Here is a 15,740-nt window from a genome sequence, read left to right as displayed (position 1 = left end):
TCTCACAGGCCCGACTGCTCGGCGAAGGCCTTGTCGACCTCGGCCGCGAGCAGCTCGGTGAAATAGTCGCGATATTCGTGGTAGCGCGGCGAGCGCGTCGGCCGCGGCCGCGGCAGGTCGATCGGCACGATCTCCTTGACCCGGCCCGGCCGCGCCGTAAACACGATCACGCGATCGGCGAGGCTGATCGCCTCGTCGATCGAATGCGTGACGAGCAGCACCGAGGCGCGGCTGTCCTGCCAGATCTGCAGCAGGAAATCCTGCAGCTTGGCGCGGGTCTGGACGTCGAGCGCGGCAAACGGCTCGTCCATCATCAGTACGCGCGGCTGCATCACCAAAGCGCGCGCGAACGCTGCACGCTGGCGCATGCCGCCGGAGAGTTCATCCGGCTTCTTGTCGAGCACGTCGCCGAGCCCGACGCGGCGCAGGATCTCGCGCGCCTTCTCCCGGCGTCGCTCCGGCAGTTCAGCGCGGATGGCAAGGCCGAAGGCGACGTTGTCGAGAATGGTCAGCCAGGGAAACAGCGAGGCTTCCTGGAAGATCAGGCCGCGTTCCGGCGACGGACCGGCGATGGCGATGCCGTCATCCTCGATGATGCCGTCGCTCACCGTCTCGAGTCCCGCGATCATGTAGAGCAGCGAGGATTTTCCGCAGCCGGAGGGGCCGAGCAGGACGACGAATTCGCCCGGCGCGACGTCGAACGACAGCTCGTCGATGGCGCGCAGCGGCGGCCGTCCCTCGATGGTCCAGGTCTTGCCGACATTGCGAATGGAGACGGCCGGACACGCCATCACAGCCCTCCCCGGCTCGGCGCCACCCACCACAGCATGCGTCGCTGGATCTGGCGCAGGGCCCAATCGCTGAGAAAGCCGAGCGCGCCGATCACAGCCATGGTGAAGAACACGAGCTTGGCGTTGAAGGTCGCGCGCGCCATCGAGATGATCTGGCCGAGCCCGGTGCCGACGCCGACGGTCTCGGCGATCAGGACCACCATCCAGGCGCCGAACAGGTTGAGCCGGAGCGTCATGAACAGGCTGGGCAGGATCGAGGGCAGGATGACGCGCCAGAACATCTGCGTCTGGGTCGCGCCCATGATGCGGGCGACGTGGATGTAGTTGACCGGCACGCTCTCGATCTGCGCGGAGGTCGACAGCACGATGGCGAAGAACACCGTGATGAAGACCAGGAAGATCGCGGGCACGTCGCCGATGCCGAACACGAAGATGGCGACCGGCAACCAGGCGACCGGCGAGATCGGCGCCAGCAGCAGCACCGTCGGCATCAGGAGGTTGCGCAGCCAGCGCACGTAATGCAGCGCGGCGCCGACGGCGACGCCGCTGACGAAACCGAGCGCCAGCCCGGTGAAGACGCGGAACGTCGTCCAGAACATCGTGATCGCCAGCGCGCCGGCGCCGCCGCCCGAGGCGACCGAGCCGACGCGGTTGGAGCGGTCGAAGAATTTCAGCGTCCCCGGAATGTCCTGCAGGAACAGATGCGGCGGCGGCAGCAGCAGCGGGTTCACCTTGTCGAAGTACCACAGGGCTTCCCAGATCGCGGCGAACAGGCCGATGGAGATGACGCCCCAGCCGACTGCTGCGAGCTGGCGCTGGGCCTTGCGCCAGTTGCGCGGCGGAGACGCGGGAGGTGACGGCGCGTCCTTAGCCGGCGCGCCCATGGCTAAGGTGTCAGTTGGCAAGCGCATGATCTCCGTCACCCCGCATGAACCCTCCAAACCCTCACCCTGAGGAGCGCGCCGCTTGGCGCGCGTCTCGAAGGGCGAGGCCCGAGCTGTGGCCTCATGGTTCTCAAGGCGATGCGAGAGCATCGCCTGAACGCGCCGCGCACGACGATTACTGCAAAATAGCCACTGATCGGCGCGGCGCTCCTCACCATGAGGGTCAAAAGCCGAGGGCGGCGCGATCGCTCACGCCGATTTCAGCTTCAGCCCCTCATAGAGCGCCTTGTTGTCGGCGATGACGGCCTCCAGCAGCGACCAGTCGAAGGCGCCCTGGTCGGGCAGCTTCTTGACGTAGCCGAGCTCCTTCATCGACACGCCGCGGTCGATGATGAACTGGGTCTGGCTGCGCTGGTCGACCACGATGGGCTGCTTCGAGGAGGCGTCGATCGCCGCCTCCATCGAGGTCTTGTAGTACTTGCCGACGGTGTCCTTCAGCGCGGCGGTCTTGTCGGCCTCGGCCTGGCTCTGCGCGACCATCAGGGCCTTGATCACCGCCTTCACGGCCGCCGGGTTCTTCTCTATCAGCGGCACGCGCGCCGCCAGCACGCAGTCGGAATAGCCCTTGCCGTAGAGATCGGTGCCGTCGGACAGCACGGTCGCGCCCTTGCGCTGCTGCACGCATTGCGTCGCATACGGCTCGATATGGCAGATGGCGTCGAGCGCACCGGCCATGAAGGCCTGCGCGAGCTCCGGCGAGGTGTCGAGATATTTGATGTCGACGTCCTTGAACGACAGCCCCGCCTTCTTGAGGTAGTCGTAGGGCAGCACTTCGAGCGTATCGGCCTGGAACGTGCCGAAGGTCTTGCCCTTGAGGTCGGCGGCGGACTTGATGCCCTCCTTGGCGACGATGATGCAGCCCTGCACGCCTCCTCCGGCGACGATCTTCACCGGCGCGCCGGCATCGTAGAGCGTCATGAAGTTGGAGTATGGGATCATCGAGATGTCGACGAGGCCGGCGCCGAACATCGTGGTGATCTCGGTGTTCGACGGCGTCACGACGAATTCGAGGTCGACGCCGTCGGCGACCGTCAGGTTGCGCTCCTTGGCGAGGAAGATGCCCATGTTGCAGAAGCCGGAGCCATGGGTCGCCTTGATGACGGTCCCGGCCATCGCCGGCGTCGGCGTCAGCAGCGCGGCGAGAGAGGCGGGAACGGCGACGGTGGCGGCTGTTGCGGCCACCGAGGACTTGAGGAAGTTGCGGCGAGAGAAGCTGCGGTGGAAAGTTCCGTCACGATCGCACATGCGAGTCTCCATCCATGACGACGGGATGGACCCCATGATGGCGACGAGCCGAAAGCTCCATCGACGGCGGACGACCAACATCGTCTCACCGACCCCACGGGATCCCCGACGATGGGCACGCCAACCCAAGAGAGCGATGCTCTGCGCTGGACAACGCTACGCAAGCCGTGTGCCAGCGGGCCAATATTGAACTAACAACGGAATTTTTCGGTGAGCGATGCGAGCGCGGGCGGGCGCGCTCAATCTCGCATCAGTCTGCCCACCGCCGGAGCATCAGGAGGCCGGAGACGCCGGCGCCCTCTTGGCCTCGGCTTGCGCGACGAAGCCCTTGGCGAGCGCGTGATACAGCCCCTCCTCGCAGATCAGTTTCGAGGTGCCGTAGGCGATCAGCGACGCCGTCATCAGCGGCACCACCATGGCGTGGTTGTCGGTCATCTCGGTGACGATGACAAAGGCGGTGATCGGCGCCTGCACCACGCCAGCGAAATAGGCGACCATGCCGAGCAGCATGATCGGCGCCAGCGGCGTCTGCTGGAACAGGCTCGCCACATTTGCGCCGATGCCGGCGCCGACCGCCAGCGACGGCGCGAAGATGCCGCCGGGAATGCCGCTGATCGCGGCGAAGGTGGTGGCGAGGAATTTCAGCGCGCCGAAATCATGCGGCAGCGGGGTGCCGGTCTCGAGCGCGGCCTTCACCTGGGCATAGCCGGTGCCGTAGACCGTGTCACCGGAGGCAAGCCCGCACAGCGCGACCGCGAAGCCGCAGACGAGTGCAAACGGCAGCGGGTGCGCCTTGATGGCTCGGCCGATCGTGCCGGGCAGCCCGCGCGCCATGGTGATCAGGATGCGGCTGAACAGGCCGCCGGCGGCTCCGCCGATCACACCGCAGATCGGGACCGCGAGCCAGTCGATGCCCTTGGCCAGTGCGATCGGCGTCGTGCCGAAATAGGCGTAATTGCCCATCAGCGCCAGCGAGGTGAGACCGGCGGCGATCACGGTGGCGATGACCAGGCTCGATGTACGCGTCTCGAAGGCGCGGCTCATCTCCTCGATGCCGAACACGATGCCGGCCAGCGGCGTGTTGAAGGCGGCGGCGACGCCGGCCGCGGCGCCGGCCAGGATCAGTCCCGGCTGCCGGCGCGGCGACAGCCGGCCGAGCGCGAACATGATGGAGGCGCCGACCTGCACGGTCGGTCCCTCGCGGCCGACCGAGCCGCCGCACAGCAGTCCGAGCAAGGTCAGCAGCACCTTGCCGATCGCGATGCGGATCGACACCAGCGGGCTGCGCGCGCGGGTGTCCGTCAGATGCCGGGCGGCGATCGCCTGCGGGATGCCGCTGCCTTGCGCGTTCGGGAAGTAGCGCTGGGTCAGATAGACCGACAACGCAAAGCCGGCCGGCGTGACGATCAACGAGGCGTAGCGCGATTGCGACAGCAGCCAGTTGAAGGCGAGTTGGGCCCAATCGGCGAGTTCGGCCAGCGCTACCGCGGCGGCACCGACCACGAGCCCGCCGGCCACGAACAACACCCGCCGCTGCCAGCGCGCCGAGGTCAGCTTCAGCCAGCGCTTGCGGCGGGGATTGATCGTCAACATCGAGAGGAGCCGGTCCGGGCTTTACGCAGGTGCAGCACCCTCGACGAAAATCAGGCGGCGGTCCAGCGCCTTCCCGCGCTCGTCAAGCGCTGCCGCATATTCGGCCGACGCATACCATTCGCGCAGCCGGGCCATCGACGGGAACTCGACGACGATCAGGGTCTTGGCCGGCGGCCCGCCTTCGACCGTTTCGGACTCCCCGCCACGCACCAGATACCGGCCGCCATGTTGCGCGATCGAGCGCGCCGCAAGATCGCGGTAGCGCTCCATTGCTTGGGCATCGCGGACCTCGACCTCGGAGATGACGTAAGCAGGCATCTGGCTTGCCCCTGTTGTCCCTACGCGATCGTATCGAGGATGCCGCCCTCGGCGCGCAGCGCGGCGCCATTGGTCGCCGAGGCCTGCTGCGAGGCGACGTAGACGACCATGTTGGCGATCTCGTCGACGCTGGCGAAGCGCTGCAGCAGCGACGCCGGTCGGTGCTGCTTGACGAACGAGGCCGCCGCATCCGCCTCCGACTGATTGTTCTGCCGCGCCAGATCCTTGACGAAGGTCTCGACGCCTTCGGACATCGTCGGGCCCGGCAGCACGGCGTTCACGGTGACGCCGGTGCCGCGCGTCAGCTTGGCCAGCCCGCGGGAGATCGAGAGCTGCGCGGTCTTGGTCATGCCGTAGTGGATCATCTCGGTCGGGATGTTCAGGGCTGATTCCGAGGAGATGAAGATGATGCGGCCCCAGTTACGCGTCAGCATGCCCTGCATGTAGGCGCGCGCCATGCGCACGCCGGAGAGCACGTTGACCTCGAAGAAGCGGCTCCAGTCTTCGTCGGGAATCTCGAAGAAATCCTTCGGCTCGAAGATGCCGGCATTGTTGACGAGGATGTCGACCTCGGGGACCGCAGTGACGATGGCATTGCCGCCGTCGACCTGCGCGACGTCGCCGGCGACGCCGCGGACCTTGGCGCCGGGCACCGCCTGCTTCAGACGGGCCACGGCGTCATCGACGCGTCCCTGGCTGCGGCCGTTGAGGATCACCTCCGCGCCGGACGCGGCGAGACCTTTGGCAATGGCAAAGCCGATGCCGGCAGTGGAACCGGTGACAAGCGCGGTCTTGCCCGAGAGGTCGATATGCATGAGCAGCTCTCCGTTGTGCTGGAGCAACGCATGTAGGTCGCCGATGCGTTGATCCCAACGCGCAGAATGCAAAGCTGATCCTCAAGAATAAGACCAGGCAACCAGGATGCGCGCGCATGCTGGTAGATGGCTCATCTCCATCTACGCGTCATTCCGGGGCATCGCGCAGCGATGAGCCCGGAATCCATAACCACGAACGTCTCTGCATTCGAAGATAAGAGCCACGTACATCCCGCCCCGCAAAGCTGCCTGTGGCTATGGATTCCGGGCTCGCGCTCCGCGCGCCCCGGAATGACGCGCGGAGAGACTGCGGTGGCCATCAACAGTGAGAACCGCGGCCAAAATGGACGCGAGTCCATTTGTCCGATTATCCAGTGCGTACCAGGCGCCTTTAGCCCGGGCGTCCCTCAAAACGAAAACGGCGCCCGAAGGCGCCGTTTTAAAACTCGAACCGGAGCGCCGCTTACGCGGCTTCCGAGGTCTCCTGCACCGGGCCGGAATCCTGGCCCTTGGCATCGACGTCGCGATCGACGAACTCGATCACGGCCATCGCGGCGTTGTCGCCGTAGCGGAAGCCGGCCTTGATGATGCGGGTGTAGCCGCCGTTGCGGTCCTTGTAGCGGGGCGCCAGCACGTCGAACAGCTTCTTCACCTGGTCGACGTCGCGCATCTCGGCGATCGCCTGCCGGCGCAGCGCCAGACCGCCCTTCTTGCCGAGGGTGACGAGCTTCTCGACGATCGGCCGCAGCTCCTTGGCCTTCGGCAGCGTGGTGACGATCTGCTCGTGCTTGATCAGCGCAGCGCACATGTTGGCGAACATCGCCTTGCGATGCTCGGCGGTGCGGTTGAGCTTCCGATGAACCTTGCCGTGACGCATTGTCTTAAGTCCTCAATTTCAATCTGCCGCGACGGTTCGTCGGACATGTTGCTCAGGTGGGCTGCCTGCGTTCGCCCGGTGGTAGTCGTCCTTCCGGGGCGCCTCGAAGAGGCGAACCCGGAATGACAAGCCTCAGTAGTGATCCTCGAAGCGCTTGGCCAGTTCGTCGATGTTCTCCGGCGGCCAGCCCGGCACTTCCATGCCGAGATGCAGACCCATCTGGGCCAGCACTTCCTTGATCTCGTTCAGCGACTTGCGGCCGAAGTTCGGGGTGCGAAGCATCTCCGCTTCCGACTTCTGCACGAGGTCGCCGATGTAGACGATGTTGTCGTTCTTCAGGCAGTTCGCCGAACGCACCGACAGCTCGAGCTCGTCGACCTTCTTGAGGAAGGCCGGGTTGAAGGCGAGGTCCGGGATGATCTCCTGGGCGACTTCCTTGCGCGGCTCTTCGAAGTTGACGAACACGTTGAGCTGATCCTGCAGGATGCGGGCGGCATAGGCCACCGCGTCCTCCGGCGAGATCGCGCCGTTGGTCTCGATCGTCATGGTCAGCTTGTCGTAGTCGAGGATCTGGCCCTCGCGGGTGTTCTCGACCTTGTAGGAGACCTTGCGGACCGGCGAGAACAGGCTGTCGATCGGGATCAGACCGATCGGCGCATCCTCGGGACGGTTGCGCTCAGCCGGGACGTAGCCCTTGCCGGTCGCGACCGTGAACTCCATGCGGATCTCGGCGCCATCGTCGAGGGTGCAGAGCTGCAGGTCGGGGTTGAGCACGACGATGTCGCCGACGGTCTGGATGTCACCGGCGGTGACTGCGCCCGGACCCTGCTTCTTCACGACCATCCGCTTCGGGCCTTCGCCCTGCATCTTGATCGAGATGTCCTTGATGTTCAGCACGATGTCGGTGACGTCCTCACGGACGCCCGCGATCGAGGAGAACTCGTGCAGCACGCCGTCGATGTGCACCGACTGCACGGCGGCGCCCTGCAGCGACGACAGCAGGATGCGGCGGAGCGCATTGCCCAGCGTCTGGCCGAAGCCGCGCTCCAGCGGTTCGGCGACCACGGTGGCGAAACGGGTCGCGTCGGAGCCCGGCGTGACCTGGAGCTTGTTCGGCCGAATCAATTCTTGCCAATTCTTCTGGATCGTCACTGTTTCACCCATGGGCCAGTCCGTCTGGGGGACGACTGACTGGCGTTGGAGAACCGCGCATCGGATCGCGGCAATCGAAATGGTTCAAAAGCAAGAGAAGGCGGACATGCTGCCCGCCTCCTTCAGATCAGACGCGACGACGCTTGCGCGGACGGCAACCATTGTGCGGGATCGTCGTCACATCGCGGATCGAGGTGACGGTGAAACCCGCGGCCTGCAGCGCGCGCAGGGCCGACTCACGTCCGGAGCCCGGACCGGCCACCTCGACCTCGAGGGTGCGCATACCGTGCTCCTGGGCCTTCTTGGACACGTCCTCCGCCGCGACCTGGGCGGCATACGGGGTCGACTTGCGCGATCCCTTGAACCCCATCGTGCCGGCGGATGACCAGGCAATGGTGTTGCCCTGCGCGTCGGTGATGGTGATCGTGGTGTTGTTGAACGACGAGTTCACATGGGCGACGCCGGAGGCGATGTTCTTGCGCTCACGACGACGGACACGTGCGGCTTCCTTGGCCATATAAGTACCTTTCTTGAGATCTCAACGCCGCCGTAATGCCAGCGGCTACACCGAAATCGCGAATGGTGAACAGCGAGTAGCGAATAGGGATCTCCCCTACTCGCCACCCGCTGTCAGCAACTCGCGAAATTACTTCTTCTTGCCGGCGATCGCCTTGGCCGGACCCTTGCGCGTGCGCGCATTGGTGTGGGTGCGCTGACCGCGCACCGGCAGGCCGCGGCGATGACGCAGGCCGCGATAGCAGCCGAGGTCCATCAGCCGCTTGATGTTGATGCCGGTCTCACGACGGAGGTCGCCCTCGACGACGTAATCACGGTCGATGATTTCGCGGATCTGAAGAACTTCCTGGTCGCTCAGCTGGTTGACGCGGCGATCCTCGGCGATCTTCACCTTCTCGATGATCTCGCCCGCGATCTTCGGGCCGATACCATGGATGTACTGGAGCGCGATCAGGACGCGCTTGTTGGTCGGGATGTTGACACCGGCAATACGGGCCACGGACTTCTCTCCTGTCGCCGATCCCAGGATGGACCGGCCTTCATTCTCGCTATCTCGGGCAGGTGTCCGCAAACGCGAACAAGACGCCCACCCCTCGATTCGTGGGGCCCGGCATCTTCGAAAACCATCCGACTTGGATGCGGGCTTATTAATGGATTCACACGGCGGTCGTCAACCGCCCGTACAAGATTCGATCACCTCGCCGAACGCTTTTTTGCAGCCTTTGCAGAGGTTTTCCGGCTGCCCTTGGCCGACTTGGAGGCCTTGTTGGAGGCCTTGGCCGTCTTGCCGGCCTTCTTCGCCGCAGCTTTGGGAGCCTTCTTGGCGGCCTTTTTGCCGGCTTTGGCCGCCGTCTTGGCCGTCTTGCCAGCCTTTTTGGCTGGTGCGGCAGCCTTCACGGCCTTCTTGGCCACCTTTTTGGCGGCGGTCTTGTTGGCTCTGGCCGGCGCCTTGGCGCTGCGCTTGGCCGGGCTCGCCTTCTTGGCCGCCCGGCTGCCGCCGCTCTTGCCGACGGCGGCCAGGATCCGGCCGATTTCCTCGGTGACCTGCTCGATCGACATCATGCCGTCGACGGTCGCCAGCATCCGGTGGTCGGAATAATAGTGGATCAAGGGCTCGGTCTGCTCGCGATAGCTCGACAGCCGCTTGGTCAGGACCTCCGGCGTATCGTCCGCCCGGACAGCCTCGCCGCGCGCCTTCATTTCGGCCGCCCGGCGCTCGACGCGCTCCAGCAGCACGCCCTCGTTGACGCGCAGCTCGATGACCGCATCCAGCGTCATCTGCTTCTTCTTCAGGAGCTGGTCCAGCGCCTCGGCCTGCGGCACCGTGCGCGGGAAACCATCAAGGATGAAGCCGTTCTTGGCGTCGGGCTGCTCGATCCGGTCGGCGATGATGCCGACCACGACCTCGTCCGGCACCAGGCCGCCGGCGGCCATGATGTCCTTGGCCTTCAGCCCGATCGGCGTCTGTGCGGCCACGGCGGCGCGCAGCATGTCACCGGTCGAGAGCTGGACAATGCCGTACTGCTGGACCAGGCGCTGCGCCTGCGTCCCCTTGCCCGAACCGGGCGGTCCCAAAAGAATGAGTCTCATCGAATTCCGCCCCCCGGCACACGGTGGGCGACCCTCCCGCACACCTTGTTCTTGGCTTGTTGGTTCCCGGGCCGCGATCCGCCGCAACTAGCGGCGGCGCCCCCGCAACTTCGACTTCCTGATCAGGCCCTCATACTGATGGGCGAGCAGATAACCCTGAACCTGCGCCACGGTATCCATCGTAACGCTGACCACGATCAGAAGCGAAGTGCCACCAAAGTAGAACGGGACGGAAGCGTAGGAAATCAGAATTTCCGGGATTAGACACACGATCGCCAGATAGATGGCACCGATGACGGTGATCCGCGACAACACGTAATCGATGTATTCCGCGGTGCGCTCGCCGGGCCGAATGCCCGGGATGAAGCCGCCATGCTTCTTCAGGTTGTCCGCGGTCTCGGTCGGGTTGAACACGATCGCGGTGTAGAAGAAGGCGAAGAACAGGATCAGCGCCAGATACAGCACCAGGAACAGCGGCCGGCCATGGCCGAGCTGGGTGGTGATCCATTGGAACCACTCCCACCCCGAGCCCTTGCCGACGTTGAAATTGGCGAAAGTGGCCGGCAGCAGCAGCAGCGACGAGGCGAAGATCGGCGGGATGACGCCGGACGTGTTCAGCTTCAGCGGCAGATGCGAGGACTGGCCCTCGAACATCTTGTTGCCGACCTGGCGCTTCGGATACTGGATCAGGAGGCGGCGCTGGGCACGCTCCATGAACACGATGAAGGCGATCACGGCGACCGCCATCACGATGACGACCAGGATCAGGCCGGTCGACAGCGCGCCCTGGCGGCCGAGCTCGAGCATGTTGGCGAGCGCCGAGGGCAGCTCCGCCACGATGCCGGACAGGATGATCAGCGAGATGCCGTTGCCGATGCCGCGCGAGGTGATCTGCTCGCCCAGCCACATCAGGAACATGGTGCCGCCGGTCAGCGTGATCGCGGTCGACAGGCGGAAGAACAGGCCGGGATCGGCGACGACATTGCCGGCGCCCTCGAGGCCGACGGCGATGCCGTAGGACTGCACGGCGGCCAGGATCACCGTCAGATAGCGGGTGTACTGGTTCAGCATCTTGCGGCCCGCCTCGCCCTCCTTCTTGAGGGCTTCGAGCTGCGGTGACACCGTGGTCAGGAGCTGGATGATGATCGATGCCGAGATGTACGGCATGATGTTAAGCGCGAAGATCGCCATGCGGTGGATGCCGCCGCCGGCGAACATGTTGAACATGCCGAGGATGCCGCCGGACTGGCTACGGAACACCGAATCCCAGATGTTCGGGTCGATGCCGGGCAGCGGAATATAGGTGCCGAGGCGGTAGACCAGCAGCGCGCCGAGGGTGAACCAGATGCGCTTCTTCAGCTCATCGGCTTTTGCAAGCGCGCCGAAATTGAGGTTTGCCGCAAGTTGTTCCGCTGCTGAGGCCATATCTAGCTTTCTCCCGCCGCCCGTTCTTGACCGCATCAGCCCCGCGAGGGCTCGCGGGGCTTGGGCAGACGTCGGATATTATCTGGTACGCGAACGCGTTCTGTCCATTGCCCTGCCCTCTTCGGCGCAAGCCGGCCGCAGGGCAATGACGCAGAAGTTACGCCGCTTCGCCTTCATCCTTGGCGGGCGCCAGGATCTTGACGGTGCCGCCGGCCTTCTCGACCGCCGCGATCGCCGACTTCGAGGCGCCATACACCTCGATGTTGATCTTGGCCTTGAGCTCGCCGCGGCCAAGCAGACGCACGCCGTCCTTGGAGCGGCGCAGCGCGCCCGACTTCACCAGCGCCTCGGCGTTGATCACGCTGCCGGCGTCCAGCTTCTTGGCATCGATCGCCTGCTGGATCCGGTCGAGATTGATCTCGACGAAATCGAGCGCGAAGATGTTGTTGAAGCCGCGCTTCGGCAGACGGCGATGCATCGGCATCTGACCGCCTTCGAAGCCCTTGATGCGCACGCCGGAGCGCGCGGTCTGGCCCTTGCCGCCACGGCCGGACGTCTTGCCCTTGCCGGAGCCGATGCCGCGGCCGACGCGCATGCGCTTTTTGCGCGCGCCGGCGTTGTCGGCGATATCGCTGAGCTTCATCGCCCTTCTCCTTACTTCTCGTCGACGATGCGGACGAGATGATGAACCTTCGTGATCATGCCACGGACCGCCGGCGTATCCGCCAGCTCGGTCACGCGGCCGATCTTGTTGAGCTTCAACCCGATCAGCGTCTCGCGCTGCGAGTGATGCCGGCGGATCGGGCTGCCGATCTGCTCGATCTTGATCGTCTTGGCGTCAGCCATTGTCCTCACTCCGAGATGCGCCTGCCAAAGGCGGCGCGCGTTCGTTAGTCGGCGGCTGCCTCGGCATCGCCACCGACGCGGCGGGCCTGCAGGGTCGACACCTTGATGTTGCGGCGGGCAGCGACCGAGCGCGGGCTGTCCTGATGCTTCAGCGCGTTGAAGGTCGCGCGCACCATGTTGTACGGGTTCGACGAGCCGATCGACTTCGCCACCACGTCCTGGATGCCCAGCGTCTCGAACACGGCGCGCATCGGGCCGCCGGCGATGATGCCGGTACCGGCCGGAGCGGCACGCAGATAGACGCGGCCCGCACCGTGACGACCGAAGATGTCGTGGTGCAGGGTGCGGCCCTCGCGCAGCGCGACGCGGGTCAAATTGCGCTTGGCGGAGTCGGTCGCCTTGCGGATCGCCTCCGGCACTTCGCGCGCCTTGCCGTGGCCGAAGCCGACCCGGCCCTTCTGATCGCCGATCACGACGAGCGCCGCAAAGCCGAAGCGCTTACCGCCCTTCACGACCTTCGCGACTCGGTTGATGTGGACGAGCTTGTCGACGAACTCGCTGTCGCGCTCCTCACGCTCCTTGCGATCGCGACCGCCTCGTTCCCGTTCACCTGCCATGGTGCTATCCAATCTTCTGTGGGGCTCTCGCGCCCAAATCCGTTGATATTAGAAGCTCAGCCCGCTCTCGCGCGCCGCGTCGGCCAGCGCCTTGACGCGACCATGATAGAGATAGCCGCCGCGATCGAACACGACTTCCTTGATCCCGGCCTTCACCGCGCGCTCGGCGAGCAGCTTGCCCACCGCCTTGGCTGCATCGATGTCGGCACCGGTGTTGCCGGCCGCGCGCATCTCCTTCTCCATCGACGACGCCGAGGCGAGCGTCTCGCCCTTCTGGTCGTCGATGACCTGCGCGTAGATGTGCTTCGACGAACGGAACACCGACAGACGCGGACGGCCGCCGGCGGAGCGGCGCAGCGACAGCCTCACACGCTGCTTGCGCCGGGCATTCGTAACCTTTGCTCTCGACATGTCCGGCTCCGTTACTTCTTCTTGCCTTCCTTGCGGAAGATGAATTCACCCGCGTACTTCACACCCTTGCCCTTGTAGGGCTCCGGCGGACGGTAGGCGCGGATTTCGGCGGCCACCTGGCCGACGCGCTGCGGGTCGATGCCCGTGATCGTGATCTCGGTCGGCTTCGGCACGGCGATCGTGATGCCTTCCGGGATCTGGTAGACGACGTCGTGGCTGTAGCCGAGCGCGAGCTGCAGGTTCTTGCCCTGCATCGCGGCGCGGTAGCCGACGCCGGTGATCTCGAGCTTCTTCTCGAAGCCCTTGGTGACGCCCTCGACCAGGTTGGCGATCTGGGCGCGCGCGGTGCCGTAGAGCGAACGGGCGCGCTTGGTCTCGGAGCGCGGAGCGACCTTGACTTGGCCGTTCTCGAACTTCACCTCGACGTCGTCATGGACGAGGAACTGAAGCTGGCCCTTCGGCCCCTTCATCTTGACGGTCTGTCCGTCGACGGTGGCGGTCACACCGGACGGCACCGTCACAGGCTTCTTGCCAATACGTGACATGGCTCAATCCTTCTTAGAACACCGTGAAGAGAACTTCACCGCCGACATTCGCGTCACGCGCGCTATGGTCGGCCATGATTCCCTTCGGCGTCGACAAAACAGAAATTCCGAGCCCGTTGTTCACGCGCGGCAGGTTCTTCACCGAGGTGTAGACGCGCCGGCCAGGCTTGGAGACGCGCTCGATCTCGCGGATCACGGGCTCGCCGTCGAAATACTTCAGCTCGATCTCGATCTCGCTGCGGCCGGACGGATGCTCCAGCGTGGCATAGCCACGGATGTAGCCCTCGGACTTCAGCACTTCGAGCACGCTGGCGCGCATCTTCGAGCCGGGGGTCGTGACCTTCGACTTCGAGCGCATCTGCGCGTTGCGGATGCGGGTGATCAGATCGCTGATGGGATCGTGCGTTGACATGTTCGACCCTCCTTACCAGCTCGACTTCACGAGGCCCGGAACCAGGCCCTTGGAGCCGAGCTCGCGCAGCGCGATGCGGCTCAGCTTGTTCTTGCGGTAGTTCGACCGCGGGCGGCCCGTCAGCTCGCACCGGTTGCGGATGCGGGTCGTCGACGAGTTGCGCGGCATTTCCGCGAGCTTCAGGGTCGCGGCAAAGCGCTCCTCCATCGGCTTTTCCTTGTCGGCGATGATCGCCTTCAACCGGGCGCGCTTCGGAGCGGCGTTCTTCGCCATCTTCTTGCGCCGGTTGTTCTTCTCGACTGAACTCTTCTTTGCCATGCTTGGCTCCTGGGTATCCGCGTTTGAGAAGCTAGAAGTCAGCTGCTCACTGCCGGAACGGGAAATTGAATGCGGTCAGAAGGGCACGGGCCTCGTCGTCGGTCGTCGCGGTGGTGCACACCGTGATGTCCATGCCCCAGCTCTCCCCGGCCTTGTCGAAGTCGATCTCGGGGAAAATGATGTGCTCCTTGATGCCGAGCGAGTAGTTGCCGCGGCCGTCGAAGCTCTTCGGGTTCAGGCCGCGGAAGTCGCGGACGCGCGGCAGCGCGACGTTGATCAGGCGGTCGATGAACTCGTACATCTTGGCCTTGCGCAGCGTGACCTTGCAGCCGATCGGCTGGTTCTCACGCAGCTTGAAGGTCGCGATGGCGACGCGCGAATAGGTCACGACGGCCTTCTGACCGGCGATCAGCGACAGGTCGGCCGCAGCCGTCTCCGCCTTCTTGCGGTCGTTGACGGCCTCGCCGATGCCCATGTTCAGCACGACCTTGTCGAGCCGCGGCACCTGCATGACGTTGGCGTAGCCGAACTTCTCGGTCAGCGCGCTCTTGATCTTGCGGTCGTATTCCGTGCGGAGGCGCGGGGTGTAAGCGGTCTCAGCCATCGATCTCAACTCCCGAGCTCTTGGCAACGCGGACCTTCTTGCCGTCCGCCTGAATCTTGAATCCGATGCGCGTCGGCTTGCCGTCCTTGCCGACGTAGGCGACGTTCGACAGGTTGATGGGGGCTTCCTTGGTGATGATGCCGCCCTCCTGGTTCTGCGTCTGCTTCTGGTGACGCTTCACCAGGTTGATGCCGCGCACCAGCGCCGTGCCGGCGTCGGGACGCACCTCGAACACCTCGCCGGTGCGACCCTTGTCGCGGCCGGTCAGGACGATCACCTTGTCGCCCTTGCGGATCTTGGCAGCCATCACAGCACCTCCGGCGCGAGCGAAATGATCTTCATGTGGTTCTTGGCGCGCAGCTCGCGCGGCACCGGCCCGAAGATACGGGTGCCGACCGGCTCGGACTGGTTGTTGATCAGGACGGCCGCGTTGCGGTCGAAGCGGATCACCGAGCCGTCGGCGCGGCGGATGTCCTTGCGGACGCGCACCACGACGGCCTTCATGACGTCGCCCTTCTTCACCTTGCCACGCGGAATGGCTTCCTTGATCGACACCACGATGATGTCGCCGACGGTGGCATAGCGGCGCTTCGAGCCACCCAGCACCTTGATACACATAACACGGCGTGCGCCGGAATTATCGGCCACGTCGAGGTTGGTCTGCATCTGAATCATTGATGCACCTCGTCCTCTTCATATGCTGCGCAGGAAAGCTGCGCCT

General features: G+C 64.9%; 22 protein-coding genes. All 22 read right to left on the bottom strand.

Annotation, left to right across the window (positions count from 1 at the left end; genetic code table 11):
- Positions 1–2 precede the first annotated feature (2 nt).
- Entirely contained in the window at positions 3–791 is a 789-nt protein-coding gene (locus ACQR0Z_RS20760; RefSeq protein ID WP_434919829.1) for an ABC transporter ATP-binding protein, read from the bottom strand.
- Complete coding sequence (locus ACQR0Z_RS20755; RefSeq protein WP_434919828.1) at positions 791–1,702, bottom strand: ABC transporter permease; 912 nt, start codon at positions 1,700–1,702, stop codon at positions 791–793. Before ACQR0Z_RS20755 ends, ACQR0Z_RS20760 begins: the two co-directional genes overlap by 1 nt.
- A gap of 222 nt (positions 1,703–1,924) precedes the next feature.
- Positions 1,925–2,980, bottom strand: coding sequence for an ABC transporter substrate-binding protein (locus ACQR0Z_RS20750; RefSeq protein ID WP_434858710.1), 1,056 nt, complete (start codon positions 2,978–2,980; stop codon positions 1,925–1,927).
- Between the two features lie 273 nt (positions 2,981–3,253).
- The gene (locus ACQR0Z_RS20745; protein ID WP_434919827.1) at positions 3,254–4,573 is read right to left on the bottom strand and encodes a chloride channel protein; all 1,320 of its coding nucleotides are present in this window, start codon (positions 4,571–4,573) and stop codon (positions 3,254–3,256) included.
- A 21-nt stretch (positions 4,574–4,594) separates the two neighbouring features.
- Entirely contained in the window at positions 4,595–4,891 is a 297-nt protein-coding gene (locus tag ACQR0Z_RS20740; protein ID WP_434858708.1) for a DUF1330 domain-containing protein, read from the bottom strand.
- Positions 4,892–4,911: 20 nt separating this feature from the next.
- Positions 4,912–5,706, bottom strand: a complete 795-nt coding sequence (locus ACQR0Z_RS20735; RefSeq protein ID WP_434919826.1) for an SDR family NAD(P)-dependent oxidoreductase — start codon at positions 5,704–5,706, stop codon at positions 4,912–4,914.
- A 463-nt stretch (positions 5,707–6,169) separates the two neighbouring features.
- A complete protein-coding gene (gene rplQ, locus ACQR0Z_RS20730; protein WP_006611863.1) occupies positions 6,170–6,583 on the bottom strand; it encodes a 50S ribosomal protein L17 in 414 nt (137 codons plus the stop codon).
- 132 nt (positions 6,584–6,715) lie between these two features.
- Positions 6,716–7,747 (bottom strand): DNA-directed RNA polymerase subunit alpha, encoded by a 1,032-nt coding sequence (locus ACQR0Z_RS20725; protein ID WP_009029162.1) that lies wholly within the window; start codon positions 7,745–7,747, stop codon positions 6,716–6,718.
- A gap of 115 nt (positions 7,748–7,862) precedes the next feature.
- Positions 7,863–8,252, bottom strand: coding sequence for a 30S ribosomal protein S11 (gene rpsK, locus ACQR0Z_RS20720; RefSeq protein WP_006611861.1), 390 nt, complete (start codon positions 8,250–8,252; stop codon positions 7,863–7,865).
- A 129-nt stretch (positions 8,253–8,381) separates the two neighbouring features.
- Positions 8,382–8,750, bottom strand: a complete 369-nt coding sequence (rpsM, locus tag ACQR0Z_RS20715; protein WP_008963796.1) for a 30S ribosomal protein S13 — start codon at positions 8,748–8,750, stop codon at positions 8,382–8,384.
- 194 nt (positions 8,751–8,944) lie between these two features.
- A complete protein-coding gene (locus ACQR0Z_RS20710; RefSeq protein WP_434919825.1) occupies positions 8,945–9,841 on the bottom strand; it encodes an adenylate kinase in 897 nt (298 codons plus the stop codon).
- 87 nt (positions 9,842–9,928) lie between these two features.
- Positions 9,929–11,266: a preprotein translocase subunit SecY gene (gene secY, locus ACQR0Z_RS20705; RefSeq protein WP_434858704.1), complete on the bottom strand. Its 1,338-nt coding sequence runs from the start codon at positions 11,264–11,266 to the stop codon at positions 9,929–9,931.
- 157 nt (positions 11,267–11,423) lie between these two features.
- Entirely contained in the window at positions 11,424–11,909 is a 486-nt protein-coding gene (gene rplO / locus ACQR0Z_RS20700; RefSeq protein ID WP_015667606.1) for a 50S ribosomal protein L15, read from the bottom strand.
- Positions 11,910–11,920: 11 nt separating this feature from the next.
- The gene (rpmD, locus tag ACQR0Z_RS20695; protein WP_434858703.1) at positions 11,921–12,112 is read right to left on the bottom strand and encodes a 50S ribosomal protein L30; all 192 of its coding nucleotides are present in this window, start codon (positions 12,110–12,112) and stop codon (positions 11,921–11,923) included.
- A gap of 44 nt (positions 12,113–12,156) precedes the next feature.
- Positions 12,157–12,729, bottom strand: coding sequence for a 30S ribosomal protein S5 (gene rpsE / locus ACQR0Z_RS20690; RefSeq protein WP_006611855.1), 573 nt, complete (start codon positions 12,727–12,729; stop codon positions 12,157–12,159).
- A gap of 48 nt (positions 12,730–12,777) precedes the next feature.
- Complete coding sequence (rplR, locus tag ACQR0Z_RS20685; protein WP_008963474.1) at positions 12,778–13,140, bottom strand: 50S ribosomal protein L18; 363 nt, start codon at positions 13,138–13,140, stop codon at positions 12,778–12,780.
- An 11-nt stretch (positions 13,141–13,151) separates the two neighbouring features.
- Complete coding sequence (rplF, locus tag ACQR0Z_RS20680) at positions 13,152–13,685, bottom strand: 50S ribosomal protein L6 (protein ID WP_434878108.1); 534 nt, start codon at positions 13,683–13,685, stop codon at positions 13,152–13,154.
- A gap of 13 nt (positions 13,686–13,698) precedes the next feature.
- A complete protein-coding gene (rpsH, locus tag ACQR0Z_RS20675; protein ID WP_012045037.1) occupies positions 13,699–14,097 on the bottom strand; it encodes a 30S ribosomal protein S8 in 399 nt (132 codons plus the stop codon).
- Positions 14,098–14,109: 12 nt separating this feature from the next.
- Positions 14,110–14,415 carry a 30S ribosomal protein S14 gene (rpsN, locus tag ACQR0Z_RS20670; RefSeq protein WP_006611851.1) on the bottom strand — a complete coding sequence of 102 codons (306 nt, stop codon included), beginning with the start codon at positions 14,413–14,415 and terminating at the stop codon, positions 14,110–14,112.
- A gap of 46 nt (positions 14,416–14,461) precedes the next feature.
- Entirely contained in the window at positions 14,462–15,019 is a 558-nt protein-coding gene (gene rplE, locus ACQR0Z_RS20665; RefSeq protein ID WP_006611850.1) for a 50S ribosomal protein L5, read from the bottom strand.
- Entirely contained in the window at positions 15,012–15,326 is a 315-nt protein-coding gene (rplX, locus tag ACQR0Z_RS20660; RefSeq protein WP_006611849.1) for a 50S ribosomal protein L24, read from the bottom strand. Before rplX ends, rplE begins: the two co-directional genes overlap by 8 nt.
- On the bottom strand, positions 15,326–15,694 hold the full coding sequence (gene rplN / locus ACQR0Z_RS20655) for a 50S ribosomal protein L14 (protein WP_006611848.1): 369 nt from the start codon (positions 15,692–15,694) through the stop codon (positions 15,326–15,328). Before rplN ends, rplX begins: the two co-directional genes overlap by 1 nt.
- Positions 15,695–15,740: the final 46 nt, after the last annotated feature.

Source organism: Bradyrhizobium sp. HKCCYLS3077 (genome assembly GCF_051167555.1).
In the GTDB taxonomy this organism is placed as follows: Bacteria; Pseudomonadota; Alphaproteobacteria; order Rhizobiales; family Xanthobacteraceae; genus Bradyrhizobium.
This window is presented reverse-complemented; position numbering and strand designations above follow the sequence as displayed.

What these genes read in the sequence shown, in the direction of transcription:
- ACQR0Z_RS20735 (WP_434919826.1), bottom strand. Translation starts at nt 5,706, where the DNA reads ATGCATATCGACCTCTCGGGCAAGACCGCGCTTGTCACCGGTTCCACT.
- rpsE (WP_006611855.1), bottom strand. Translation starts at nt 12,729, where the DNA reads ATGGCAGGTGAACGGGAACGAGGCGGTCGCGATCGCAAGGAGCGTGAG.
- ACQR0Z_RS20750 (WP_434858710.1), bottom strand. Translation starts at nt 2,980, where the DNA reads ATGTGCGATCGTGACGGAACTTTCCACCGCAGCTTCTCTCGCCGCAAC.
- rplO (WP_015667606.1), bottom strand. Translation starts at nt 11,909, where the DNA reads ATGAAGCTCAGCGATATCGCCGACAACGCCGGCGCGCGCAAAAAGCGC.
- rplQ (WP_006611863.1), bottom strand. Translation starts at nt 6,583, where the DNA reads ATGCGTCACGGCAAGGTTCATCGGAAGCTCAACCGCACCGCCGAGCAT.
- ACQR0Z_RS20755 (WP_434919828.1), bottom strand. Translation starts at nt 1,702, where the DNA reads ATGCGCTTGCCAACTGACACCTTAGCCATGGGCGCGCCGGCTAAGGAC.
- rplE (WP_006611850.1), bottom strand. Translation starts at nt 15,019, where the DNA reads ATGGCTGAGACCGCTTACACCCCGCGCCTCCGCACGGAATACGACCGC.
- ACQR0Z_RS20740 (WP_434858708.1), bottom strand. Translation starts at nt 4,891, where the DNA reads ATGCCTGCTTACGTCATCTCCGAGGTCGAGGTCCGCGATGCCCAAGCA.
- rplR (WP_008963474.1), bottom strand. Translation starts at nt 13,140, where the DNA reads ATGTCGAGAGCAAAGGTTACGAATGCCCGGCGCAAGCAGCGTGTGAGG.
- ACQR0Z_RS20725 (WP_009029162.1), bottom strand. Translation starts at nt 7,747, where the DNA reads ATGGGTGAAACAGTGACGATCCAGAAGAATTGGCAAGAATTGATTCGG.
- rplN (WP_006611848.1), bottom strand. Translation starts at nt 15,694, where the DNA reads ATGATTCAGATGCAGACCAACCTCGACGTGGCCGATAATTCCGGCGCA.
- secY (WP_434858704.1), bottom strand. Translation starts at nt 11,266, where the DNA reads ATGGCCTCAGCAGCGGAACAACTTGCGGCAAACCTCAATTTCGGCGCG.
- ACQR0Z_RS20745 (WP_434919827.1), bottom strand. Translation starts at nt 4,573, where the DNA reads ATGTTGACGATCAATCCCCGCCGCAAGCGCTGGCTGAAGCTGACCTCG.
- rpmD (WP_434858703.1), bottom strand. Translation starts at nt 12,112, where the DNA reads ATGGCTGACGCCAAGACGATCAAGATCGAGCAGATCGGCAGCCCGATC.
- ACQR0Z_RS20760 (WP_434919829.1), bottom strand. Translation starts at nt 791, where the DNA reads ATGGCGTGTCCGGCCGTCTCCATTCGCAATGTCGGCAAGACCTGGACC.
- rpsN (WP_006611851.1), bottom strand. Translation starts at nt 14,415, where the DNA reads ATGGCAAAGAAGAGTTCAGTCGAGAAGAACAACCGGCGCAAGAAGATG.
- rplF (WP_434878108.1), bottom strand. Translation starts at nt 13,685, where the DNA reads ATGTCACGTATTGGCAAGAAGCCTGTGACGGTGCCGTCCGGTGTGACC.
- ACQR0Z_RS20710 (WP_434919825.1), bottom strand. Translation starts at nt 9,841, where the DNA reads ATGAGACTCATTCTTTTGGGACCGCCCGGTTCGGGCAAGGGGACGCAG.
- rpsK (WP_006611861.1), bottom strand. Translation starts at nt 8,252, where the DNA reads ATGGCCAAGGAAGCCGCACGTGTCCGTCGTCGTGAGCGCAAGAACATC.
- rplX (WP_006611849.1), bottom strand. Translation starts at nt 15,326, where the DNA reads ATGGCTGCCAAGATCCGCAAGGGCGACAAGGTGATCGTCCTGACCGGC.
- rpsH (WP_012045037.1), bottom strand. Translation starts at nt 14,097, where the DNA reads ATGTCAACGCACGATCCCATCAGCGATCTGATCACCCGCATCCGCAAC.